We start from the raw sequence: 21,491 nt of genomic DNA on the forward strand, positions 1-21,491 counted from the left end.
GTTGCTTACAGCTGCAGCAGGCGGAACAGGGCGATCAGGTTGATCTGCGCCAGGGCTTCCTTGAATTCGGCATCGGCGTCGTTGTGGATGCGTTTTTCGAAGGCGGCGAGGATCTGGTGCCGGTTGCTGCCCTTGACCGCCATGATGAACGGGAACTGGAACTTGGCCTTGTAGGCGTCGTTCAGTTCGGTGAAACGGGCGAACTCCTCGGCGGTGCACTGGTGGATACCGGCGCCGGCCTGCTCGTTGGTGCTCGATTCGGTCAGCTCGCCCTGGATCGCGGCCTTGCCGGCGAGGTCCGGGTGAGCGTTGATCAGCGCCAGCTGGTCGGCGTGGTTGGCGCTGAGCAGGATGTCGCTCATGCGCTGGTGCAGCGCCTCGATCTCGTCCAGCTCACCCAGCTGGCCCAGGTCATAGGCTTTTTCGGCGACCCACGGCGAGTGCTCGTAGATGTCGGCGAACACCTTGACGAAGGCGTCACGGCCCAGGGTGGATGGCTTGAGGGTCTTGAAGGCGGTCATCAGGCGTTCTCTTTCTTGTACGGGTGGGTGGTGTGCCAGTGGCGGGCGATATCCGCGCGACGGGCGAACCAGACCTGCTCATGGCTCTTGGCGTAGTCGACGAAGCGCTTGAGCGCGGCCAGGCGCGCCGGGCGGCCGACCAGGCGGCAGTGCAGGCCGATGGAAAGCATTTTTGGCGACTCGGCACCCTCGGCGTAGAGCACGTCGAAGGCGTCCTTGAGGTACTGGAAGAACTGCTCGCCGCAGTTGAAGCCCTGGACCTGGGTGAAGCGCATGTCGTTGGTGTCCAGGGTGTAGGGGATCACCAGGTGCGGCTTGCCGGTCGGGTTGTTCGGTTCCCAGTAGGGCAGGTCGTCGTCGTAGGTGTCGCTGTCATACAGGAAACCGCCTTCTTCCATGACCAGGCGGCGGGTGTTCGGGCCGGTGCGGCCGGTGTACCAGCCCACCGGGCGCTCGCCGGTCAGTTCGGTGAGGATGCGGATGGCCTCGAGCATGTGCTCGCGCTCCTGGGCCTCGTCCATGTTCTGGTAGTCGATCCAGCGGTAGCCGTGGCTGCAGATCTCATGGCCGGCTTCGACCATGGCGCGGATCACGTCGGGGTGGCGCTGGGCGGCCATGGCCACGGCGAACACGGTCAGCGGTACGCCGCTGTCCTTGAACAGCTTGAGCAGGCGCCAGACGCCGGCGCGGCTGCCGTATTCGTACAGCGACTCCATGCTCATGTTGCGCTGGCCCTGCAGCGGCTGGGCGGCGACCATCTCGGAGAGGAAGGCTTCGGACTCTTTGTCACCGTGCAGGATGTTGCGCTCGCCGCCTTCTTCGTAATTGAGCACGAACGACAGCGCGATGCGCGCGTTGCCCGGCCATTGCGGGTGAGGTGGGTTGTTGCCGTAACCGATCAGGTCGCGAGGGTAGTCAGCGCTCACTGCAGTCTTCCTTCTTGTGTGTTGGTGCGGGGTGGGCGGGCCGCGTCGGTATGTCGCACCACCGGATGGGCTAATTGTATACAACTTCTGAAATCTTTTGTAAGCCTGTTTTTCCGCATTTCTTCCCTTTTGTCGCCTGAGAATCGGTTGCAAGAAACCTGCCTGATTGGTCAGCTAATGACAGATGGGTGTGCGCAGGGCTTGAATTTGCGACGCAAAGCCGTGAACAGAGGGGTGCGACGGATGGGCTCAAAAAATTGTGTACAATCTGCCGCTGAAATGTCTTAATAACGCCATTTCCGCCCATCGTCGGCCCTTTGCCGTGGCGATGGCTGTGTATTTTTTGCCCACAGATTGAACAAGAGGCGACAAGCAATGGGACGTTTGACCACACACGTACTGGATGCCGCTCACGGCTGCCCGGGCAGCTCGATCAAGGTCGAGCTGTATCGCGTCGAAGGCCAGCAACTGGAGCTGGTGAACACTGCCCTGACCAACAGCGATGGCCGTGTCGACGCCCCGCTGCTGCAGGGTGACGACTACCGTACTGGTGTCTACCAGCTGCAATTCAGCGCTGGCGCTTATTACCGTGCCCGCGGCGTACAGCTGCCGGACACGGCGTTTCTGGATGTTGTCGTGCTGCGCTTTGGCATCGACGAGAAGCAGGAGCACTACCACGTGCCGCTGCTGATCTCGCCGTATAGCTATTCGACCTATCGCGGAAGCTAGTTGGTCGCTAGAAGAATCTTCGTAGGTCCTTTGGCCCGCTCTCACACTGGCGGGCTTTTTTTATTGTCGAATTCGCGTTCGCTGGCCTGCTGGGGCGCGCAGTATCCGGCCTGTTCGGTAGTCGGAATGAACTATAGAGCCTGCGAGCAGCCCGCCTGCGGAGTTGAAGACCACCCCGACCGATGCAGCCCCTGCCTGTTCATTGTTACCGTGTTGAATGGCGTCCTTTGCCACTTTGCCCCACTCGAAACTGGATCCGAAGAAAAGAGACGGTTCGCTCAAGCTCAATTTCTTGTGTGGGCTCTGGCTGGCGGACGCATCCTGAGAGCGGGTGATATAGCTGTCAGCCTTCCAGTCCGGAATGCTGTTATCCCCATGGCTCCCCAGGGCATCATTGATCAGCGCTGTGGCTTTTCCCCATTGTGAGGACGTGTCGACATTCTCGTGCAGGCGTTTGCGAGTGGGAGAGAACTGCTCAACTGGAATATCGCCAGGTGTGAATATATTGCTGAACGTGTTGACGATACCTTTGAAAAAGGGGCTCTTTCCTTCTGGGTCGGTCATGTTTATTGGGTCGCCCAGGCAATACGCATAGGGGTTCATTCCCCCTTTGTCGAAAGGGCTCAACGCATCGGGGCTGTGGAACCTCATGAGCCTTGGGCTGTACGCTCGATACCCGTTGCCTAACAGGTAAAGGCCGGTAAATGCCTCTTGAAACTCGCCGTTGAAGCCCAGCTGGCTTTTGCGCAGCGTGCTATGGCCATAAGGGCTATAAGCGCGTGTGGGGAGGGCCGGATTGTGCATGGTCAGCCTCTTGGTGATAACGCCTGTGAGTGCTGAATGACTTGTATCAAGCCCCTCTATACCTTGCACCTGACAAAAATATCAGTCGCCCCTCGCCAAGCCTCTGCAAAAGTTGCCACATGAAAAAGGGCGCCGAAGCGCCCTTTGTATGTGCGGTCAAACTCAGAGGAACACGAACTTGGCAATGAAGATCGCGCACAGTACCCACAGGCTGGCCGAGATCTCTTTGTACTTGCCAGTACCTGCCTTCAACGCCACATAGCTGATGAAGCCCAGGGCAATACCATCGGCCACCGAGAAGGTCAGCGGCATCATGATGACCGTGACGATCGCCGGAATGCTGTCGGTGGCCTCATCCCAATGGATGTGCGCCATGCTGCCCATCATCAGCATGGCCACATAGATCAGCGCACCGGCAGTTGCGTAAGCCGGAATCATCCCCGCCAGCGGGGCGAAGAACATCGCGGCGATGAACAGGATGCCGACCACGACAGCGGTCAGGCCAGTGCGGCCACCCGCCGCGACACCGGCGGCACTCTCTACATAACTGGTGACCGGCGGCACGCCGACCACGGCGCCGAACACGCTGGAGGCACTGTCGGCCTTCAGCGCCCGCGACAGGTTCTCGATGCGCCCGTCCGGTGCCACCAGGTTGGCGCGCTGGGCCACGCCCATCAGGGTGCCGGCGGTGTCGAACATGTGCACGAACAGGAACGCCAGCACCACGCTGATCATGCTGACGTTGAACACACCCGCCACATCCATGGCCATCCAGGTCGGCGCCAGGCTCGGCGGCATCGACATCACCCCGCCGAATTTCACCAGGCCCAGGCCCCAGCCGGCCAGGGTTACGCCGATGATGCTGATGAGGATGGCGCCGAACACGCGCTTGTAGCTGAGGATGGCGATCAGCAGGAAGCACACCGCCGCCAGCAGTGGGCCGGGCTCATGCAGTGAGCCCAGCTTGATCAGGGTGGCCGGGCTGTCGACGATGATGCCCGCAGTCTTCAGGCCGATCAGCCCGAGAAACAATCCGACGCCGGCCCCCATGGCATGGCGCAGGCTGACTGGAATGCTGTTGAGCAGCCATTCGCGCACTTTCGACAAGGTCAGGAACATGAACAGCACGCCCGAGACGAACACCGCCCCCAGCGCGGTTTCCCAGTTGTAGCCCATGGTGCCGACCACGGTGTAGGTAAAGAAGGCGTTCAGCCCCATGCCCGGCGCCAGGCCCACCGGCCAGTTGGCGTACAGGCCCATCAGCAGGCAGCCGAGTGCGGCGGCGATGCAGGTGGCGACGAATGCCGCACCGTGATCGATGCCGGCGTCGGCCATGATGTTGGGGTTGACGAAGATGATGTAGGCCATGGTGATGAAGGTGGTCACCCCGGCGATCAACTCGGTGCGGACGGTACTGCCGTGTTGCTTGAGTTTGAAAATCCGTTCCAGCCAGCTCGTTTCGAGTGGTGGAGCGAGATCCAGCGTAGGTGCGTCGGATTTGCGGCTTTCCACAGCGAATACTCCTCAAGTCTTTCTTGTTGTTGTTGGAGCCAGTGACCTGCGCAATGCACTTGGTGGCTCCGCGAGGGAAGGCAGACGCCTGACACGCTTTGTTGACTCGCGGGTCAAGAAGTTGCCCGATGGATTATGCGTTTGTGTACAAAGAATGCAAATAATGTTTTATCTTTTGTGCGCAGAAACCGCCGTGCAACGGCTATATAGGTAAAAGCCCACCTGCAGAAACGGCTCAGCCTGTGTACAATGGCGCCATACTTTCCTTCGTGCCTCGAGAGCCCATGAACGAACAGCTGCAACCTCTGAAGAAACCTGCACGTGCCGGCAAGCCTGGCCGCAGCGGTACCCAGGACGACATCGTCTATGCGCATATCTTCGAGGCGATCCTCGAGCAGCGACTGGCGCCGGGCACCAAGTTGAGCGAGGAAGCGCTGGGCGAGATCTTTGGCGTCAGCCGCACCATCATCCGCCGCGCCTTGTCGCGCCTGGCCCATGAAAGCGTGGTGCTGCTGCGGCCCAACCGCGGTGCGGTGGTGGCCAGCCCAACGGTGGAGGAGGCGCGCCAGGTGTTCTTCTCGCGGCGCATGGTCGAGCGCGCCATCACCGAGCTGGCGGTGCAGCATGCCACCCTCGAGCAGCTCAACGAATTGCGCCACATGGTGCGTGAAGAGCGCGACAGCTTCTCGCGCGGCGACCGCGGCGCCGGCATTCGGCTTTCCGGCGAGTTCCACCTCAAGCTCGCCGAGGCGGCGGGCAATGCCCCGCTGGTCAGCTTCCAGCGCAGCCTGGTCTCGCAGACCTCGCTGATCATCGCCCAGTACGAGAGCGGCAACCGCTCGCACTGCTCCTATGACGAGCACATGCAGCTGATCGATGCCATCGAGGCGCGCGATGCCGAACAGGCCGTGAGCCTGATGATGCACCACATGGATCATATCGACAGCAAGCTGAACCTTGACGAGGAAAGCGCCTCGGACGATTTGCACGCGGTGTTCTCGCACCTGCTGAAAAAGCCCAAGGCGTCCGTCAAGGGTTGATCGTTTGCAGCGGGGGCCGCTTTGCGTCCCATCGCCGGCAAGCCGGCTCCCACAGATCTAGCGCATGTGGGAGCCGGCTTGCCGGCGATGGGGAGCAAAGCGGCCCCTTGCGTTGACTGGTTTTTCACCAAATCCCTGATAAATTGCTTATTGCAAACCCCTTTCCAGGTAGTTGGGCTTGCGCAGTCCCTGCGTTCAACTACTTAGAGGAAAGGTCATGACGACGTCTTTAGGTGTGCGTATGGGTGCCGAGCTGGTCGGTACCTTCTGGTTGGTCCTGGGCGGTTGCGGCAGCGCAGTGCTCGCAGCCAGTTCCCCCCTCGGCATCGGCGTGCTCGGTGTCGCCTTCGCTTTCGGTCTCACGGTCCTGACCATGGCCTTCGCCATCGGCCACATCTCCGGCTGCCACCTCAACCCTGCCGTGTCGTTCGGGCTGGTGGTGGGTGGGCGTTTCCCGGCCAAGGAGTTGCTGCCCTACGTCATCGCCCAGGTGATCGGGGCCATTCTGGCGGCGGCAGTGATCTACTTCATCGCCAGCGGCAAGGCCGGCTTCGAGCTGTCCTCGGGCCTGGCTTCCAACGGCTATGCCGACCATTCGCCCGGCGGCTATTCGCTGGCGGCGGGGTTCGTCAGTGAAGTGGTGATGACCGCGATGTTCCTGGTGATCATCATGGGGGCCACCGATGTACGCGCACCGGCCGGCTTCGCCCCCATCGCCATCGGCCTGGGCCTGACGCTGATCCACCTGATCTCGATCCCGGTGACCAATACCTCGGTCAACCCCGCGCGTAGCACGGGGCCGGCACTGTTCGTCGGTGGCTGGGCCTTGCAGCAGCTGTGGCTGTTCTGGCTGGCGCCGCTGATCGGGGCTGCGATCGGCGGCGCGCTGTATCGCGGCCTGGCAAAAGCCCCTTAGCGCTGGTGCACGCAACGGCCGGCGGCGTAGGTTTCACGCACCGTGCGGTCGTCGCCCAGGGTGGTGAGCACGAACAGGGTTTCCTCGATGCTGGCGGACTGCTGAATGCGGTAGTCCAACAGCGGCGTGGCCTTGTAGTCGAGCACCACGAAGTCGGCGTCGTTGCCAGGGCGCAGGCTGCCGATGCGGTCGTCCAGGCGCAGCGCCCGGGCGCCGCCGAGGGTGGCCAGGTACAGCGACTTGTAGGGGTGCAGGCGCACGTCCTGCAGCTGCATCACCTTGTACGCCTCGTTCAGGGTGTTGAGCAGCGAGAAGCTGGTGCCGGCACCGACATCGGTACCCAGGCCCACGTTGACCTTGAACTTCTCCGCTTGCGGCAGGTTGAACAGGCCGCTGCCCAGGAACAGGTTGGAGGTCGGGCAGAAGGCGATGGCCGAGCCGGTTTCGGACAGGCGCTGGCATTCTTCGTCGCACAGGTGCACGCCATGGGCGAACACCGAGCGCTCGCCGAGCAGCTCGAAGTGGTCGTAGACGTCCAGGTAGCCTTTCTGCTCGGGGAACAGCGACTTGACCCAGTCGATTTCCTTGAGGTTCTCGGACAGGTGGGTGTGCAGGTACACGCCTGGGTGTTCCTTGAGCAACTGGCCGGCAACCGACAGCTGCTCCGGGGTGCTGGTGGGGGCGAAGCGCGGGGTTACCGCGTAGTGCAGGCGGCCCTTGCCGTGCCAGCGTTCGATCAGTGCCTTGCTCTGGGTGTAGCTGGTTTCGGCGGTGTCGGTGAGGTAGTCCGGGGCGTTGCGGTCCATCATCACCTTGCCGGCGATCAGGCGCAGGTCCAGGCGCTCGGCCTCTTCGAACAGGGCATTGACCGACTCGGGGTGCACGCTGCCGAACACCAGGGCGGTGGTGGTGCCGTTGCGCAGCAGCTCCTTGAGGAAGATCTTCGCTACCTTGTCGGCATGGGCCTTGTCGGCGAACTGCTTTTCGCAGGGGAAGGTGTAGGTGTTGAGCCAGTCCAGCAACTGTTCGCCGTAGGAGCCGATCATGCCGGTCTGCGGGAAGTGGATGTGGGTGTCGATGAAGCCTGGGGTGATCAAGGCGTCCTGGTAATGCACCACTTCGATGTCGGCGTCCAGCGTCGGCAGCAGCTCGCTGGCGTGGCCGAGGGCGCTGATGCGGCCCTCGTCGATCACCAGCAGGCCGTCTTCGAAGTATTCATGGGAGGCGTCCAGGCCCACCTCGGCCGGGTCGGCGATGCTGTGCAGGATGGCGGCACGGTAGGCTTTGCGGGTCAGGGTCATAACACACTCGTCAAAGGGCTTGGCTGCGCCGGGAAGGCGGCAGCAGTTGGGCAATAGGGCCAGCATTCACACCAGCGTCGTGCTGGCCGAAGCAGGCGTTGTAGGTGGCAATGATTTCGGCGGCGATGGACACGGCGATCTCGATCGGCAGCTTGCCCTTGACCTCGGCCAGGCCCATCGGGCAGCGCATGCGCGCCATCAGCGCGTCATCGAAGCCGCGCTCGCGCAGGCGGTGCTCGAACTTGACCCGTTTGGTCTTCGAGCCGATCAGGCCGAACCAGGTGAAATCATTGCGCTTGAGGATGGCGGCGGTCAGCTCCAGGTCGAGCTGGTGGTTGTGGGTCATGACGATGCAGTAGCACCCGGCGGGCAGCTCGGCCACTTCGTCGACCGGCTCCTCGCTGACCACCTTGGTCACCCCGTTGGGGATGAGTTCGGGGAATTCCTGTTCGCGCGAATCGATCCAGCGCACCCGGCAGGGCAGCGCGGCGAGCAAGGGTACCAGAGCGCGGCCGACATGGCCCGCGCCGAATACGGCGATCTCTGCCTGCACCGCGGCCATTGGCTCGAACAGCAGCACGGTGGCGCCGCCGCAGCACTGGCCGAGGCTGGCGCCGAGGCTGAAGCGCTCAAGGTGCGGGGTGCTGCGGTGCTCCTCGAGCATCTGCCGGGCGATGTGCAGCGCCTTGTATTCCAGGTGGCCGCCGCCGATGGTGTCGTACAGGCCGGTGGCGCTGACGACCATCTTCGAGCCGGCGTTGCGCGGGGTCGAGCCGCGCTCCTCGATGATGGTCACCAGCACGCAGGCTTCGCCGCGGGACTGGTGGTCGGCGAGGGCGTTGATCCATTGGTGCATGATTCAACCTCTCTTGAGATCGATACGGTCCCTGGTAGGAGCGGCCTTGCGTCGCGAAAGGGCTGCGCAGCAGCCCCAACAATCTATGCAGTAGCCGAGATCTTGGGGCCGCTTCGCGACCCTTTCGCGACACAAGGCCGCTCCTACAGGAAACCTCGCTGTCAGTGAGTCACGGTTTCCAGTTCTTGTTCGGCGCTTTGCTGCTGAGCTGCCGCCTGGCGCATCTGCTCGCAACCCCACAGCACCCGCTCCGGCGTCGCCGGCGCGTCGATATCCGGCTGCACCTTGTAGTCGGCCATGCTGGCCACGGCATCCTTGATCGCACACCAGGCAGCGATGCCGAGCATGAACGGCGGCTCGCCCACGGCCTTGGAGTGGAACACCGTGTCTTCCGGGTTCTTGCGGTTTTCCACCAGCTTCACGCGCAAATCCAGCGGCATGTCGGCCACGGCCGGGATCTTGTAGCTGGCCGGGCCGTTGGTCATCAGCTTGCCCTTGGCGTTCCACACCAGCTCCTCGGTGGTCAGCCAGCCCATGCCCTGGATGAAGCCGCCTTCGACCTGGCCGATGTCGATGGCCGGGTTCAGCGAGTCACCCACATCGTGCAGGATGTCGGCGCGCAGCATCTTGTATTCGCCGGTCAGGGTGTCGACCACCACCTCGACGCAGGCGGCGCCGAAGGCGAAGTAGTAGAACGGCCGGCCACGCGCCTGGCTGCGGTCGTAGAAGATCTTCGGCGTGCGGTAGAAGCCGGTAGTGGACAGCGACACCTGGGCGAAGTAGGCCTGCTGCACCAGCTGCTCGAAGCTGACGATCTGGTCGCGCACGCGCACATGGCCGTTGCGAAACTCCACGTCTTCCTCGGTTACCTGGTAGTGCCGCGCGGCGAACTCGGTGAGGCGCTTCTTGAGGATCTCGGCGGCATTCTGCGCCGCCTTACCGTTCAGGTCGGCGCCGCTGGAGGCGGCGGTCGGCGAGGTGTTGGGCACCTTGTCGGTGTTGGTGGCGGTGATCTGGATGCGGCTGAAATCGACCTGGAAGATCTGCGCCACCACCTGCGCCACCTTGGTGTTCAGGCCCTGGCCCATTTCGGTGCCGCCGTGGTTCAGGTGGATGCTGCCGTCGGTATAGATGTGGATCAGTGCACCGGCCTGGTTGAGGAACGTGGCGGTGAACGAGATGCCGAACTTGACCGGGGTCAACGCCAGGCCTTTCTTGAGCACCGGGCTGTTGGCGTTGAAGCGGCGGATCGACTCGCGGCGCTCGGCGTAGTCGCTGCTGGCCTCGAGCTCCGCGGTCATCTCTTCGAGCATGTTGTGCTCGACGGTCTGGTAGTAGTGGGTGACGTTGCGCTCGGTCTTGCCGTAGTAGTTGGCCTTGCGCACCGCCAGCGGGTCGCGGCCCAGGTGGCGGGCGATGTGGTCCATCACCTGCTCGATGGCGACCATCCCCTGTGGGCCGCCAAAGCCGCGGTAGGCGGTGTTGGAGGCGGTGTTGGTCTTGCAGCGGTGGCCATGCACGGTGGCATCGCCCAGGTAGTAGGCGTTGTCGGAGTGGAACATGGCGCGGTCGACGATCGAGCCGGACAAGTCCGGCGAGTAGCCGCAGTTGCCGGCCAGGTCGAAGTTGATGCCGTGCAGCCGGCCCTCGTCATCGAAGCCCACGTCGTATTCGACGTAGAACGGGTGGCGCTTGCCGGTCATCATCATGTCTTCGACCCGCGGCAGGCGCATCTTGGTCGGCTGGCCGGTCAGGCGCGCGATCACCGCGCACAGGCAGGCCGGGCTTGCGGCCTGGGTTTCCTTGCCGCCGAAGCCACCGCCCATGCGGCGCATGTCCAGCACCACCTTGTTCATCGGCACATCGAGCACTTCGGCGACCAGCTTCTGCACTTCGGTGGGGTTTTGCGTGGAGCAGAACACGATCATGCCGCCGTCTTCGGTGGGCATCACCGAGGAGATCTGCGTCTCCAGGTAGAAGTGCTCCTGGCCGCCGATGTGCAGGGTGCCCTGCAGGCGGTGCGGGGCGCCGGCCAGTGCGGTGGCCGAGTCACCGCGCTGGTGGGTGTGGCTGTCGAGCACGAAGTGCTTCTTGCGAAACGCCTCGACCACATCCAGCACCGGCTCCAGGTCTTCGTACTCGACGATCGCGGCCATGGCGGCGCGGCGGGCGGTTTCCAGGTCGCGGGCGGCCACGGCGAGCACCGGCTGGCCGAAGAACTCGACCTTGTCGATGGCCAGCAATGGGTCGCCGGCGACCACCGGGCCGATGTCCTTGAGGCCGGGGATGTCTTCGTGGGTGATGGCGATGCGCACGCCTTCGAAGGCATAGCACGGCGTGGTGTCGATGCGCAGGATGCGCGCATGGGCGCGGTCGGCGGTGCGCGCATAGACGTGCAGCTGGTTGGGGAATTCCAGGCGGTCGTCGATGTACAGCGCTTCGCCGGCCACGTGCTTGTCGGCGCTGTCGTGCTTGACGCTGCGCCCGACCCCGGTGGTCAGGTCCTGGCTGAACAGTTCGGCCATCTCGGCCTGGCTCTTGACGGCGTGATGGTTAGACATAGTCGGTCACCCGGGTTTCGATGTGCGGCGTTTGCAGTTCGATGAAGTACTTGCGCAGCAGGTTCTGCGCGGTCAGCAGGCGGTACTCCTTGCTGGCGCGAAAATCGCTGAGCGGGGTGAAGTCTTCGGCCAGGGCCTGGCAGGCGCGCTCGATGCTGGCCTGGTTCCACGGCTTGCCGCGCAGGGCGGCCTCGCAGGCGCGGGCACGCTTGGGGATCGCGGCCATGCCGCCGAAGGCAATGCGCACGCCGCTGACCACGCCCTGTTCGATGCTCAGGTTGAAGGCTGCGCACACTGCCGAGATGTCGTCGTCCAGGCGCTTGGAGACCTTGTAGGCGCGGAAGGTCCAGTCGTTGCTGGCGCGCGGCACGATGATCTTCTCGATGAACTCGCTGTCCTGGCGGGCCGTGATGCGGTAGTCGATGAAGTAGTCTTCCAGCGCCATGCTGCGCTGGCGGTCGCCCTGGCGCAGGACGATCTGCGCATCCAGGGCGATCAGCAAAGGGGGCGAGTCGCCGATCGGCGAGGCATTGCCGATGTTGCCGCCCAGGGTGCCCTGGTTGCGGATCTGCAACGAGGCGAAGCGGTGCAGCAGGTCGCCGAAGTCCGGGTATTCCTCGTTGAGCGCGCCGTAGCAGTCGGTGAGCGGGGTGGCGGCGCCGATTTCCAGGTGGCTGGCGGTCTTGTCGATGCGCTTGAGCTCGGCGACGTGGCCGACGTAGATCATTACCGGCAGGGTCTTGTGGAACTGGGTCACTTCCAGCGCCAGGTCGGTACCGCCGGCCAGCAGGCGGGCTTCAGGGTGCGAGCTGTACAGGTCGGCAAGGTCGGCCACGGTCAGCGGCACCAGGCAGCGCTTGTCGCCGCTGTTGAGTTCGCCGGTCTGGGTCGGGGTGATGGCCTTGAGGCGGCTGATGGTCTGCGCCTGCTGGGCATCGAACTGGTCGCGGCAGGGCAGGCGGCAGCTCTGCTCGGCGGCGTCGAGGATCGGCCGGTAGCCGGTGCAGCGGCACAGGTTGCCGGCCAGGGCTTCCTGGGCCTGGTGCAGGTCGTGGCCCTGGCTGTTTTTCTGCAGGGCGAACAGGGACATCACGAAGCCAGGGGTGCAGAAGCCGCATTGCGAGCCATGGCAGTCGGCCATGGCCTGTTGCACGCTGTGCAGCTGGCCCTGGTGCTTGAGCCCTTCGACGCTGATCAGTTGCTTGCCGTGCAGGGAGGAGACGAACGTCAGGCACGAGTTGAGGCTGCGGTAGCGCAGGCTGTCCTCGCCTTGTTCGTTCTGGGTGAGCTCGCCGACCACCACGGTGCAGGCGCCGCAGTCGCCACTGGCGCAGCCCTCCTTGGTGCCGGGTTTGCCCAGGTGCTCGCGCAGGTACTGCAGCACCGTCATGTTCGGATCCAGGGCGTGCTCACTACGCAGCTCCTGGTTGACGAGAAACTGGATCACGGGGAAGGCCTCGCAATGGTTTTATTGTTGTTGAGCGGACAATAAGCAGACCTGACGAAGTGGTCAATATTTTTCTGACTTTCAAGTCAGGAAAATCCACATGTCGGCGCCCGACCGGTCAAACTGCCCATATTCAAAGCATAGATCGCGCCGGCCCGGTGACTGCCCGGCGGCCCAAATAAAGCGCCGTGCCCCTCTGCGCGAGCGCTGGGCAAGTGCGCTACAATCCGCCACTTGTGTCAGTTCAATGATTTTGAAGGAAAACCATGACGTTCAAGGCGCCGGACAGCCTCTCCGAGCAGATTGCCGATTACCTGGCCGAACGCATCATCCGCGGCGAACTTGCGCCGGGTGAGCGTATCCAGGAGCAGAAGGTCACACAGGCTCTGAATGTCAGCCGTGGCTCGGTGCGCGAAGCGCTGTTGATCCTCGAACGTCGCCATCTGGTGGCGATCCTGGCGCGTCGTGGTGCCCATGTGACCCGGCTCGACGAGCGCAGCGTGCGCAGCCTGTGCGCGCTGATGGGGGAGTTCTACATCCTGCTGGGCAACGCCGTTGCACAAAAATGGCGCAGCGATGCCGACCTGCGCCCGTTCCTGGAGATCCAGCAGCGCCTGCAGCAGGCGCGTGAGCAGCAGGACATCAAGGCATTCGTGGGCGAAAGCTTCGCGGTGATGCGCGCCGCCTACCCGTTCGCCGACAACCCCTACCTGCAGGAAACCGTGGAAAACCTGCAGCCGGCCATGAGCCGCGCCTACTACCTGGCCCTGGACCAGCGCCAGGCCAGCATGCTCGACTACCTGGACCTGTTCGCCCGCCTGCTCGACGCCGTGGTCGCCCGCGACCTGCCGCGCATCCGCGAGGTACTCACCGCCTATTGCCAGCGCAGTTGCGAGCTGGTGCTGGCGGCGCTGGCCCGAGGCTGATCGATGCGCCTGAAGTGCATTCGCCTGGCCGGGTTCAAGTCGTTCGTCGACCCCACCACGGTCAACTTCCCCAGCAACATGGCGGCCGTGGTCGGCCCCAACGGCTGCGGCAAGTCCAACATCATCGATGCGGTGCGCTGGGTGATGGGCGAAAGTTCGGCAAAGAACCTGCGCGGCGAGTCGATGACCGACGTCATCTTCAACGGCTCCACCAGCCGCAAGCCGGTCAGCCAGGCCAGCATCGAGCTGATCTTCGACAACAGCGAAACCACGCTGCTGGGCGAGTACGCGGCCTACGCCGAGATTTCCATCCGCCGCAAGGTCACCCGCGACGGGCAGAACACCTACTACCTCAACGGCACCAAGTGCCGGCGCCGTGATATCACCGATATCTTCCTCGGCACCGGGCTGGGCCCGCGCAGCTACTCGATCATCGAACAGGGCATGATCTCCAAGCTGATCGAGGCCAAGCCCGAGGAGCTGCGCAACTTCATCGAGGAGGCGGCCGGCATCTCCAAGTACAAGGAGCGCCGCCGCGAGACCGAAAGCCGCATCCGCCGCACCCAGGAGAACCTGGCGCGCCTGACCGACCTGCGCGAAGAGCTGGAGCGCCAGCTCGAACGCCTGCACCGCCAGGCCCAGGCGGCCGAGAAGTACCGCGAATACAAGGCCCAGGAACGCCAGCTCAAGGCGCGCCTGGCGGCCCTGCGCTGGCGCGACCTGGACGAGCGGGTGCGCCAGCGCGAGGCGGTGATCGGTGACCAGGGGGTGGCCTTCGAGGCGCTGGTGGCCGAGCAGCGCAACGCCGACGCCAGCATCGAGCACCTGCGCGACGGCCACCATGAGTTGTCCGAACGCTTCAACCAGGTGCAGGGCCGCTTCTACTCGGTGGCCGGCGATATCGCCCGGGTCGAACAGAGCATCCAGCATGGCCAGCAGCGCCTGCGCCAGCTGCAGGACGACCTCAAGGAAGCCGAGCGCACGCGCCAGGAAACCGAGTCGCACCTGGGCCATGACCGCACCCTGCTGGCCACCCTCGGCGAAGAGCTGGCGATGCTCGAGCCGGAGCAGGAACTGACCCTGGCCGCCGCCGAGGAGGCCGCCGCCGCCCTCGAAGAGGCCGAGCTGGGCATGCACGGCTGGCAGGAGCAATGGGACAGCTTCAACACCCGCTCCGCCGAGCCGCGGCGCCAGGCCGAGGTGCAGCAGGCACGCCTGCAGCAGCTGGAGGCCAGCCTGGAACGCCAGGCCGAGCGCCAGCGCAAGATGGCCGAGGAGCGTGACCAGCTGGGCGCCGACCCGCAGGATGCGGCGATGCTCGAGCTTGCCGAACAGCTTGCCAGCAGTGAAATGTCGCTCGAAGCGCTGCAGCTTTCGGAAGGGCAGGTGGTCGAGCAGTTGGAGGGTGTGCGCGAGGCGCTGCAGCAGGCCACCCAGGCCCAGCAGCAACAGCAGGGCGAGCTGCAGCGCCTGGGTGGCCGCCTGGCCTCCCTGGAAGCCTTGCAGCAGGCCGCCCTGGAGCCGGGTGCAGGCGCTGGCGACTGGCTGCGCGGCCAAGGCCTGGAGCAGCGGCCACGCCTGGCTGAAGGGCTGCGCGTGGCGCCGGGCTGGGAGCTGGCGGTGGAAACCGTGCTGGGCGCCGACTTGCAGGCGGTGCTGGTCGATGAGTTCGCCAGCCTGGATTTCAGCGCCCTGGAGCAAGGCGAACTGCGCCTGCTGCTGGCGGCCGACGCAGCGCCGTGCCAGCCCGGCAGCCTGCTCGACAAGGTCGAAGGGCGCACCGACTTGGCGCCTTGGCTGGGCCAGGTCCGGCCGGTCGAAGACCTGGCCCAGGCCTTGGCCCAGCGCGCCTCGCTGGGTGAAGGGCAGAGCCTGGTCAGCCGCGATGGCTATTGGGTTGGCCGGCATTTTTTGCGCGTCAGCCGGGGCGGCGAAGCCCAAGGTGGGGTGCTGGCCCGTGGCCAGGAAATCGAGCGCCTGGGCCAGGAGCAGCTGGAGCAGGAGGCTGCGCTGGAGCAGCTTGAAGAGCAACTGCAAGTGCTGCGCGAGCAGCAGCTTGGCCTTGAGGAGCAGCGTGAAGCGCTGCGCCGCCGCACCCAGGAAGAAAACCGCCTGCATGGCGAACTGAATGCCAGCCTCAGCGCCGGCCGCGCCCGCGCCGAACAGGTCGAATTGCGCCGCCGCCGCCTGCAGGAAGAATTGAGCGAACTGCAGGAACAGCGCGCGCTGGAGCAGGAGCAGCTGGGCGAGTCGCGCCTGCTGCTGCAGGAAGCCCTCGAGCTGATGGCCCAGGACACCGAGCAGCGCGAGCAGTTGATGGCCCGCCGCGATACCTTGCGCGAAGGCCTCGACCGCATCCGCCAGCAGGCGCGCCAGCACAAGGACCACGGCCACCAGCTGGCCGTGCGCCTGGGCTCGTTGCGTGCCCAGCATGACTCCACGCGCCAGGCCCTGGAGCGCCTGGAGCAGCAGGCCGCGCGCCTGGGCGAGCGCCAGCAGCAGCTGAACCTGAACCTGGAAGAGGGCGAGGCACCGCAGGAAGAGCTGCGCCTGAAGCTCGAAGAGCTACTTGAGCGGCGCATGAGCGTCGACGAGGAGATGCGCCAGGCCCGCCTGCACATGGACGAGGCCGACCGCGCCCTGCGCGACGCCGAGAAGCGCCGCACCCAGGCCGAGCAGCAAGCCCAGTTGCTGCGCGGCCAGCTGGAACAGCTGCGCCTTGAATGTCAGGGCCTGGATGTGCGCCGCAAGACCTTGCAGGAACAATTGCTCGCCGACGGCTACGATTTGCAGGGCGTGCTCGCCACCGTCGAGGCCGATGCCAGCGAGCAGGGCACCGAGCAGGAGCTGGAGCAGATCGAGGCGCGCATCCAGCGCCTGGGCGCGATCAACCTGGCGGCCATCGAAGAGTACGAGCAGCAGTCCGAGCGCAAGCGCTACCTGGACGCCCAGGACGCCGACCTGGTCGAGGCGCTGGAGACGCTGGAGAACGTGATTCGCAAGATCGACAAGGAAACCCGCAACCGCTTCAAGGATACCTTTGATCAGATAAATGCCGGATTACAGGCACTTTTCCCAAAAGTTTTCGGTGGTGGCAGCGCTTATCTGGAACTGACGGGCGAAGATCTACTCGATACAGGGGTGACGATCATGGCGCGCCCGCCGGGCAAGAAGAACAGCACCATCCATTTGCTGTCCGGCGGCGAGAAGGCACTGACCGCATTGGCGCTGGTGTTTGCCATCTTCAAGTTGAACCCCGCACCGTTCTGCATGCTCGACGAGGTCGATGCGCCGCTGGACGATGCCAACGTCGGGCGTTACGCCCGGCTGGTCAAGGAAATGAGTGAAAGCGTGCAGTTCATCTACATCACCCATAACAAGATTGCCATGGAGATGGCGGACCAGTTGATGGGCGTGACCATGCACGAACCGGGTTGCTCACGTCTTGTTGCAGTTGATGTGGAGGAGGCGCTGGCCATGGTAGACGCCTGATTAGCGAAGATGGGTCGCATTCTGTAGGTAAATGCCCCCCGTCATGTGCGACAGACGGTGTAAAGTTGTCTTTGGTCGTGCTAGCTTAATGTCACTCGTTTTTTGCGTGGGTAAAACGCCTGTCAGAACATAGAGTTGGCGCCACGTGTTAAAGGGCTTTGAACCCTTTGTTTTCAAGCATATTTTTATAGAGGCACGGGATTACATGGAAATCGGTCTGCGCGAGTGGCTGATCGTCATCGGCATCATTGTCATCGCCGGTATTCTTTTCGACGGCTGGCGCCGCATGCGCGGCGGAAAAGGCAAGTTGAAATTCCGTCTGGATCGCAGTTACTCCAACCTGCCGGACGAGGAGGGCAGCGCTGAAGTGCTCGGCCCGTCGCGGGTGCTGGATGCCCACAAAGAGCCCGAACTGGACGAGAGCGACCTGCCTTCGCTCAGTGCCCCGGCGCGGGAGCGCGAACGCGAGCGTGAGCCCAAGCCGGCCAAGGCCAGCAAGCGCGCCAAGCGCGCCGCCGAGGCCGCGGCAGTGCAGGCCCAGGGTGACCTGAACCTGGCCGCCGAGCCCCGTGAACCGGACCTGTTCGCCGACGCCGACGAAGATTTCGCTGCCGAGGACAACCGCACCAGCAGCTTCACGGCGACCGGCAATGCCGCCGCCAAAGACCTGCCGCCGGTGGAAGAAGTGCTGGTGATCAGCGTGATCTCGCGCGATGAAGGTGGCTTCAAGGGCCCGGCACTGCTGCAGAACATTCTCGAAAGCGGCCTGCGCTTCGGCGAAATGGATATCTTCCACCGCCACGAAAGCATGGCCGGTCACGGCGAAGTGCTGTTCTCCATGGCCAACGCGGTCAAGCCCGGCATTTTCGACCTGGACGACATCGACCACTTCAGCACCCGTGCGGTGAGCTTCTTCCTTGGCCTGCCGGGCCCGCGTCATCCCAAGCAAGCCTTCGACGTGATGGTGGCCGCAGCCCGCAAGCTGGCCCACGAGCTCAATGGCGAGCTGAAGGATGACCAGCGCAGCGTGCTGACCGCCCAGACCATCGAGCACTACCGCCAGCGCATCGTCGAGTTCGAGCGCCGCGCGCTGACCCAGAAGCGCTGATGCTGTTAAGCGAGCGGACCTTGCCTCGGTCCGCTCGCCCCGTTACAAGCGCAAGAGCAGCCAAGGGCTGCTCTTTTGCTTTGCAAGAGAGCCAGAAGAATGAACGCCGAATCCCGAATCCACGCCCTGCGCGCCGAACTCGACCAGCACAACTATCGCTACTACGTGCTTGACGAGCCGAGCGTGCCCGACGCCGAATACGACCGCCTGTTCAATGAACTCAAGGCGCTGGAGGCCGAGCACCCGCACCTGGTGACCCCGGACTCGCCCACCCAGCGCGTCGGCGGTGCCGCCCTGGCGGCGTTCAGCCAGGTACGCCATGAAGTGCCCATGCTCAGCCTGGGCAACGCCTTCGAAGAAGCCGACCTGCGTGAATTCGGCCGCCGCGTGGTGGATGGCCTGGACCAGCCTGGCGCGGTCGACTTCAGCTGTGAACCCAAGCTCGATGGCCTGGCGGTCAGCCTGCTGTATCGCGATGGCCAGCTGGTGCAGGGCGCCACACGCGGCGACGGCACCACCGGTGAAGACATCAGCGCCAACGTGCGCACTGTGCGCAATATCCCCCTCAAGCTGCAGGGCGAAGGCTGGCCGGCGATACTCGAGGTGCGCGGCGAAGTGTTCATGAGCAAGGCCGGTTTCGACCGCCTCAACGCCGCCCAGGCCGAAGCCGGAGGCAAGACCTTCGCCAACCCGCGCAACGCCGCGGCCGGCAGCCTGCGCCAGCTCGATTCGAAGATTACCGCCAGCCGGCCACTGGAATTCTGCTGCTACGGCGTGGGGCAGGTGTCGGCCAGCATCGGCGAGAGTCATATCGGCATTCTCGAGCAGCTCAAGCAGTGGGGGCTGCCGATCAGCCGCGAGCTCAGGCACGCCGCGGGTATCGAGGAGTGCCTGGCCTACTACCGCGACATCGGCGAGCGGCGCAACAGCCTGCCCTACGAGATCGACGGCGTGGTGTTCAAGGTCAACAGCCTGGCTGCCCAGCGCGAGCTGGGTTTCCGCGCCCGCGAGCCGCGTTGGGCCATCGCCCACAAGTTCCCGGCCATGGAAGAGCTCACCGAAGTGCTGGACGTGGAGTTCCAGGTCGGCCGTACCGGCGCGGTAACGCCCGTGGCACGCTTGAAACCGGTCAAGGTGGCTGGTGTTACCGTGTCCAACGCCACCCTGCACAACATGGACGAAATCGCCCGCCTGGGCCTTCGCATCGGCGACACGGTGATCATCCGCCGTGCCGGCGACGTGATTCCGCAGGTCATGCAGGTGGTGCTGGAGCGCCGCCCCGAGGATGCCCGCCCGGTGCAAGTGCCGAGCGAGTGCCCGGTGTGCGGTTCGCAGGTCGAGCGCACCCAGTTGATCAAGCGCAGCAAGGGCAAGGAAACCACCAGCGAAGGCGCGGTGTACCGCTGCGTCGGGCGCCTGGCCTGTGGGGCTCAGCTCAAGCAGGCGATCATCCACTACGTGTCGCGCCGCGCCATGGACATCGACGGGCTCGGCGAGAAGAGCGTCGAGCAGCTGGTCGATGAAGGCCTGATCGGCTCGCCGGCCGACCTGTACAAGCTCGAGTTCGACCAGGTCGTCGGCCTGGAAGGCTTTGCCGAGGTGTCCAGCAAGAAGTTGCTGGATGCCATCGAGGCCAGCAAGCGCCCGACCCTGGCGCGTTTCATCTACGCCCTGGGCATCCCCGACGTGGGTGAAGAGACCGCCAAGGTGCTGGCGCGCTCGCTGGGCAGCCTTGCGCGGGTGCAGCAGGCGCTGCCCCAGGTGCTGACCTACCTGCCGGATATCGGCCTGGAAGTGGCCCATGAGATCCACAACTTCTTTGAAGACGAGCACAACCGCAAGGTGATCGAGCAGCTGCTGGCCTGTGGCATGCAGTTGCAGGACGAAGGTGAGCTGGCCGCCGAGTTCGCCGCCAGCACCACCCTGGCCGGGCTGATCGCCAAGCTCGACATCGCCTCGGTGGGGCCTACCGGGGCAGAAAAGCTGGTGGCCAAGCTGGGCAGCCTGGACAAGATCATCGAGGCCGACGGCATCGACTTGCGCCAGGCCCTGGCGGCGAAGCAGGCCGATGCGGTGCGCGAGTTCTTCAAGGATGAGGCGAACCAGCAGCTTGCCCGCGACATCGAGGCCCAGTTGCTGGCGTTTGGCATGCACTGGAGCTGCGAGAAGAAAGTGGCCGAAGGCTTGCCCCTGGCCGGGCAGACCTGGGTGCTGACCGGCACCCTTGAGCGCATGAGCCGCGACATTGCCAAGGAGAAGCTGGAAAGCCTGGGGGCCAAGGTGTCCGGGTCGGTGTCCGGCAAGACCCACTGCGTGGTGGCAGGCCCGGGTGCAGGTTCCAAGCTGGCCAAGGCCAGTGAGCTGGGGGTGAAGGTGCTGGATGAGGATGCGTTCGTCGTGTTCCTGGGTGAGCAGGGCATCGCTGTCTGACGCAACGCGTTCGCTGTAGGAGCGGCCTTGTGTCGCGAAAAGGCTGCGCAAGCAGCCTCGGCAATCTCGAAACGTTGCAACATTCTGGGGCCGCTTGCGCAGCCCTTTCGCGACACAAGGCCGCTCCTACAATGGCCGATGTTCCTCTCTAAAGGACAAGTCATTGAGAAATGATGACTTTTTCTCCCCCAGAGGTTGTATCTGCTCCCAAGACCAGTACAATGGCGCCACTCGCTGCTCAGCGAGGCGCGTAGTGGTGGCCCCATCGGTCCCCCCGCATTGATTACCCGTTAACCTGGTCAGGCCCGGAAGGGAGCAGCCATAGCGGGAACATCGAGTGCCGGGGTGTGGCTGGTGGGGCCGCCTCCATTTCTGGCCTGGGAAAATCAAGTGCTGTTGCCTCTTGGGTCGCCATCCTCTCGGCATCTGCCTGAGTTGTTCCTGGGCATCTCGCCCTTCAGGCTTTGGTAATCCCGTTTTTTTCCATGCCCCGCCGCTGATAGCTTCATCAGCCGCTGGAATTTCGGGCAGGCCAGATGATCCTCTTCAGGGCACTGCGCCGCATGTCGCAGCCCCTTGCTCATCGCCTGCAACTGCCTGATGCGCGCATCCAGTTCATCCGCCTTGGCTATCAGCATCTGCCGGTCCACCTGCAGATTGACCAGCATCGCGCCCACTTCATCCAGAGAAAACCCCGCAGCCTGACCCAAGGCAATCAGCGCGAGCCGGTCTGCCACGTCAGCAGCAAACTGCCGGCGTTGCCCTTGCCCGGCGAGTGATTTGAGCAAGCCTATCTTCTCGTAATAACGCAGCGTCGATGCAGGTACACCTGTGCGTTTGGCGACATCGGCAATGTCCATTTCCGGCCCTTGACTTGAAGTTGACTTCAACTTCTATGCTGCGCGGCAGGGTGATGACCGTC

16 protein-coding genes and 1 other RNA gene are annotated in these 21,491 nt (G+C 64.0%); 8 read left to right on the forward strand and 9 right to left on the reverse strand.

Annotated elements, in window-relative coordinates:
• Positions 1–5 precede the first annotated feature (5 nt).
• Positions 6–521: a 2-oxo-4-hydroxy-4-carboxy-5-ureidoimidazoline decarboxylase gene (gene uraD / locus ACIPG5_RS18195; RefSeq protein ID WP_176517142.1), complete on the reverse strand. Its 516-nt coding sequence runs from the start codon at positions 519–521 to the stop codon at positions 6–8.
• A complete protein-coding gene (gene puuE / locus ACIPG5_RS18200; protein WP_176517141.1) occupies positions 521–1,447 on the reverse strand; it encodes an allantoinase PuuE in 927 nt (308 codons plus the stop codon). The genes uraD and puuE overlap by 1 nt, the downstream gene beginning before the upstream one ends.
• Before the next feature lie 375 nt (positions 1,448–1,822).
• On the opposite strand from puuE, the gene uraH reads away from it, so the two are divergent.
• A complete protein-coding gene (gene uraH / locus ACIPG5_RS18205) occupies positions 1,823–2,176 on the forward strand; it encodes a hydroxyisourate hydrolase (RefSeq protein ID WP_054884130.1) in 354 nt (117 codons plus the stop codon).
• A 60-nt stretch (positions 2,177–2,236) separates the two neighbouring features.
• Here the strand turns inward: uraH and ACIPG5_RS18210 are convergent, their stop codons facing one another.
• Positions 2,237–2,980 carry an RHS repeat-associated core domain-containing protein gene (locus tag ACIPG5_RS18210; protein WP_401376859.1) on the reverse strand — a complete coding sequence of 248 codons (744 nt, stop codon included), beginning with the start codon at positions 2,978–2,980 and terminating at the stop codon, positions 2,237–2,239.
• A 162-nt stretch (positions 2,981–3,142) separates the two neighbouring features.
• On the reverse strand, positions 3,143–4,492 hold the full coding sequence (locus ACIPG5_RS18215) for an NCS2 family permease (protein ID WP_176517138.1): 1,350 nt from the start codon (positions 4,490–4,492) through the stop codon (positions 3,143–3,145).
• A gap of 284 nt (positions 4,493–4,776) precedes the next feature.
• On the opposite strand from ACIPG5_RS18215, the gene ACIPG5_RS18220 reads away from it, so the two are divergent.
• Both ACIPG5_RS18220 and aqpZ read left to right on the forward strand, forming a co-directional pair.
• Entirely contained in the window at positions 4,777–5,532 is a 756-nt protein-coding gene (locus ACIPG5_RS18220; protein ID WP_176517136.1) for a GntR family transcriptional regulator, read from the forward strand.
• 217 nt (positions 5,533–5,749) lie between these two features.
• A complete protein-coding gene (gene aqpZ, locus ACIPG5_RS18225) occupies positions 5,750–6,448 on the forward strand; it encodes an aquaporin Z (protein ID WP_176517134.1) in 699 nt (232 codons plus the stop codon).
• Here the strand turns inward: aqpZ and guaD are convergent.
• The 4 genes from guaD to xdhA form a co-directional block, all read right to left on the reverse strand.
• Positions 6,445–7,749: a guanine deaminase gene (gene guaD, locus ACIPG5_RS18230; protein ID WP_314620165.1), complete on the reverse strand. Its 1,305-nt coding sequence runs from the start codon at positions 7,747–7,749 to the stop codon at positions 6,445–6,447. The two genes, aqpZ and guaD, sit on opposite strands and share 4 nt — an antisense overlap.
• A 10-nt stretch (positions 7,750–7,759) precedes the next feature.
• Positions 7,760–8,605 carry a xanthine dehydrogenase accessory protein XdhC gene (xdhC, locus tag ACIPG5_RS18235; RefSeq protein ID WP_236237135.1) on the reverse strand — a complete coding sequence of 282 codons (846 nt, stop codon included), beginning with the start codon at positions 8,603–8,605 and terminating at the stop codon, positions 7,760–7,762.
• 161 nt (positions 8,606–8,766) lie between these two features.
• Positions 8,767–11,166: a xanthine dehydrogenase molybdopterin binding subunit gene (gene xdhB, locus ACIPG5_RS18240; RefSeq protein WP_401376866.1), complete on the reverse strand. Its 2,400-nt coding sequence runs from the start codon at positions 11,164–11,166 to the stop codon at positions 8,767–8,769.
• Positions 11,159–12,613, reverse strand: a complete 1,455-nt coding sequence (xdhA, locus tag ACIPG5_RS18245) for a xanthine dehydrogenase small subunit (protein WP_314619895.1) — start codon at positions 12,611–12,613, stop codon at positions 11,159–11,161. The genes xdhB and xdhA overlap by 8 nt, the downstream gene beginning before the upstream one ends.
• A 266-nt stretch (positions 12,614–12,879) precedes the next feature.
• On the opposite strand from xdhA, the gene ACIPG5_RS18250 reads away from it, so the two are divergent.
• From ACIPG5_RS18250 to ffs, 5 genes are all read left to right on the forward strand, one after another.
• Positions 12,880–13,539 carry a GntR family transcriptional regulator gene (locus ACIPG5_RS18250; RefSeq protein WP_176517129.1) on the forward strand — a complete coding sequence of 220 codons (660 nt, stop codon included), beginning with the start codon at positions 12,880–12,882 and terminating at the stop codon, positions 13,537–13,539.
• Between the two features lie 3 nt (positions 13,540–13,542).
• Positions 13,543–17,031, forward strand: a complete 3,489-nt coding sequence (gene smc, locus ACIPG5_RS18255) for a chromosome segregation protein SMC (RefSeq protein WP_401376871.1) — start codon at positions 13,543–13,545, stop codon at positions 17,029–17,031.
• Positions 17,032–17,236: 205 nt separating this feature from the next.
• Entirely contained in the window at positions 17,237–18,139 is a 903-nt protein-coding gene (gene zipA / locus ACIPG5_RS18260) for a cell division protein ZipA (RefSeq protein ID WP_176517125.1), read from the forward strand.
• Between the two features lie 99 nt (positions 18,140–18,238).
• Complete coding sequence (gene ligA / locus ACIPG5_RS18265) at positions 18,239–20,569, forward strand: NAD-dependent DNA ligase LigA (protein WP_401376874.1); 2,331 nt, start codon at positions 18,239–18,241, stop codon at positions 20,567–20,569.
• Positions 20,570–20,832: 263 nt separating this feature from the next.
• An RNA gene (gene ffs / locus ACIPG5_RS18270) (signal recognition particle sRNA small type) lies at positions 20,833–20,929 on the forward strand.
• 26 nt (positions 20,930–20,955) lie between these two features.
• On the opposite strand, the gene ACIPG5_RS18275 is transcribed toward ffs, so the two are convergent.
• Positions 20,956–21,429 (reverse strand): helix-turn-helix domain-containing protein, encoded by a 474-nt coding sequence (locus tag ACIPG5_RS18275; RefSeq protein WP_401376877.1) that lies wholly within the window; start codon positions 21,427–21,429, stop codon positions 20,956–20,958.
• Positions 21,430–21,491: the final 62 nt, after the last annotated feature.

It is taken from the genome of Pseudomonas sp. NPDC087029, from assembly GCF_044745345.1.
In the GTDB taxonomy this organism is placed as follows: Bacteria; Pseudomonadota; Gammaproteobacteria; order Pseudomonadales; family Pseudomonadaceae; genus Aquipseudomonas; species Aquipseudomonas faucium.

Bases quoted from the DNA above. Each gene is read 5' to 3' on its own strand.
- uraD (WP_176517142.1), bottom strand. From the start codon at position 521: ATGACCGCCTTCAAGACCCTCAAGCCATCCACCCTGGGCCGTGACGCC.
- ligA (WP_401376874.1), top strand. From the start codon at position 18,239: ATGAACGCCGAATCCCGAATCCACGCCCTGCGCGCCGAACTCGACCAG.
- ACIPG5_RS18250 (WP_176517129.1), top strand. From the start codon at position 12,880: ATGACGTTCAAGGCGCCGGACAGCCTCTCCGAGCAGATTGCCGATTAC.
- xdhB (WP_401376866.1), bottom strand. From the start codon at position 11,166: ATGTCTAACCATCACGCCGTCAAGAGCCAGGCCGAGATGGCCGAACTG.
- smc (WP_401376871.1), top strand. From the start codon at position 13,543: ATGCGCCTGAAGTGCATTCGCCTGGCCGGGTTCAAGTCGTTCGTCGAC.
- ACIPG5_RS18210 (WP_401376859.1), bottom strand. From the start codon at position 2,980: ATGCACAATCCGGCCCTCCCCACACGCGCTTATAGCCCTTATGGCCAT.
- uraH (WP_054884130.1), top strand. From the start codon at position 1,823: ATGGGACGTTTGACCACACACGTACTGGATGCCGCTCACGGCTGCCCG.
- ACIPG5_RS18220 (WP_176517136.1), top strand. From the start codon at position 4,777: ATGAACGAACAGCTGCAACCTCTGAAGAAACCTGCACGTGCCGGCAAG.
- ACIPG5_RS18275 (WP_401376877.1), bottom strand. From the start codon at position 21,429: ATGGACATTGCCGATGTCGCCAAACGCACAGGTGTACCTGCATCGACG.
- aqpZ (WP_176517134.1), top strand. From the start codon at position 5,750: ATGACGACGTCTTTAGGTGTGCGTATGGGTGCCGAGCTGGTCGGTACC.
- zipA (WP_176517125.1), top strand. From the start codon at position 17,237: ATGGAAATCGGTCTGCGCGAGTGGCTGATCGTCATCGGCATCATTGTC.
- guaD (WP_314620165.1), bottom strand. From the start codon at position 7,749: ATGACCCTGACCCGCAAAGCCTACCGTGCCGCCATCCTGCACAGCATC.
- xdhC (WP_236237135.1), bottom strand. From the start codon at position 8,605: ATGCACCAATGGATCAACGCCCTCGCCGACCACCAGTCCCGCGGCGAA.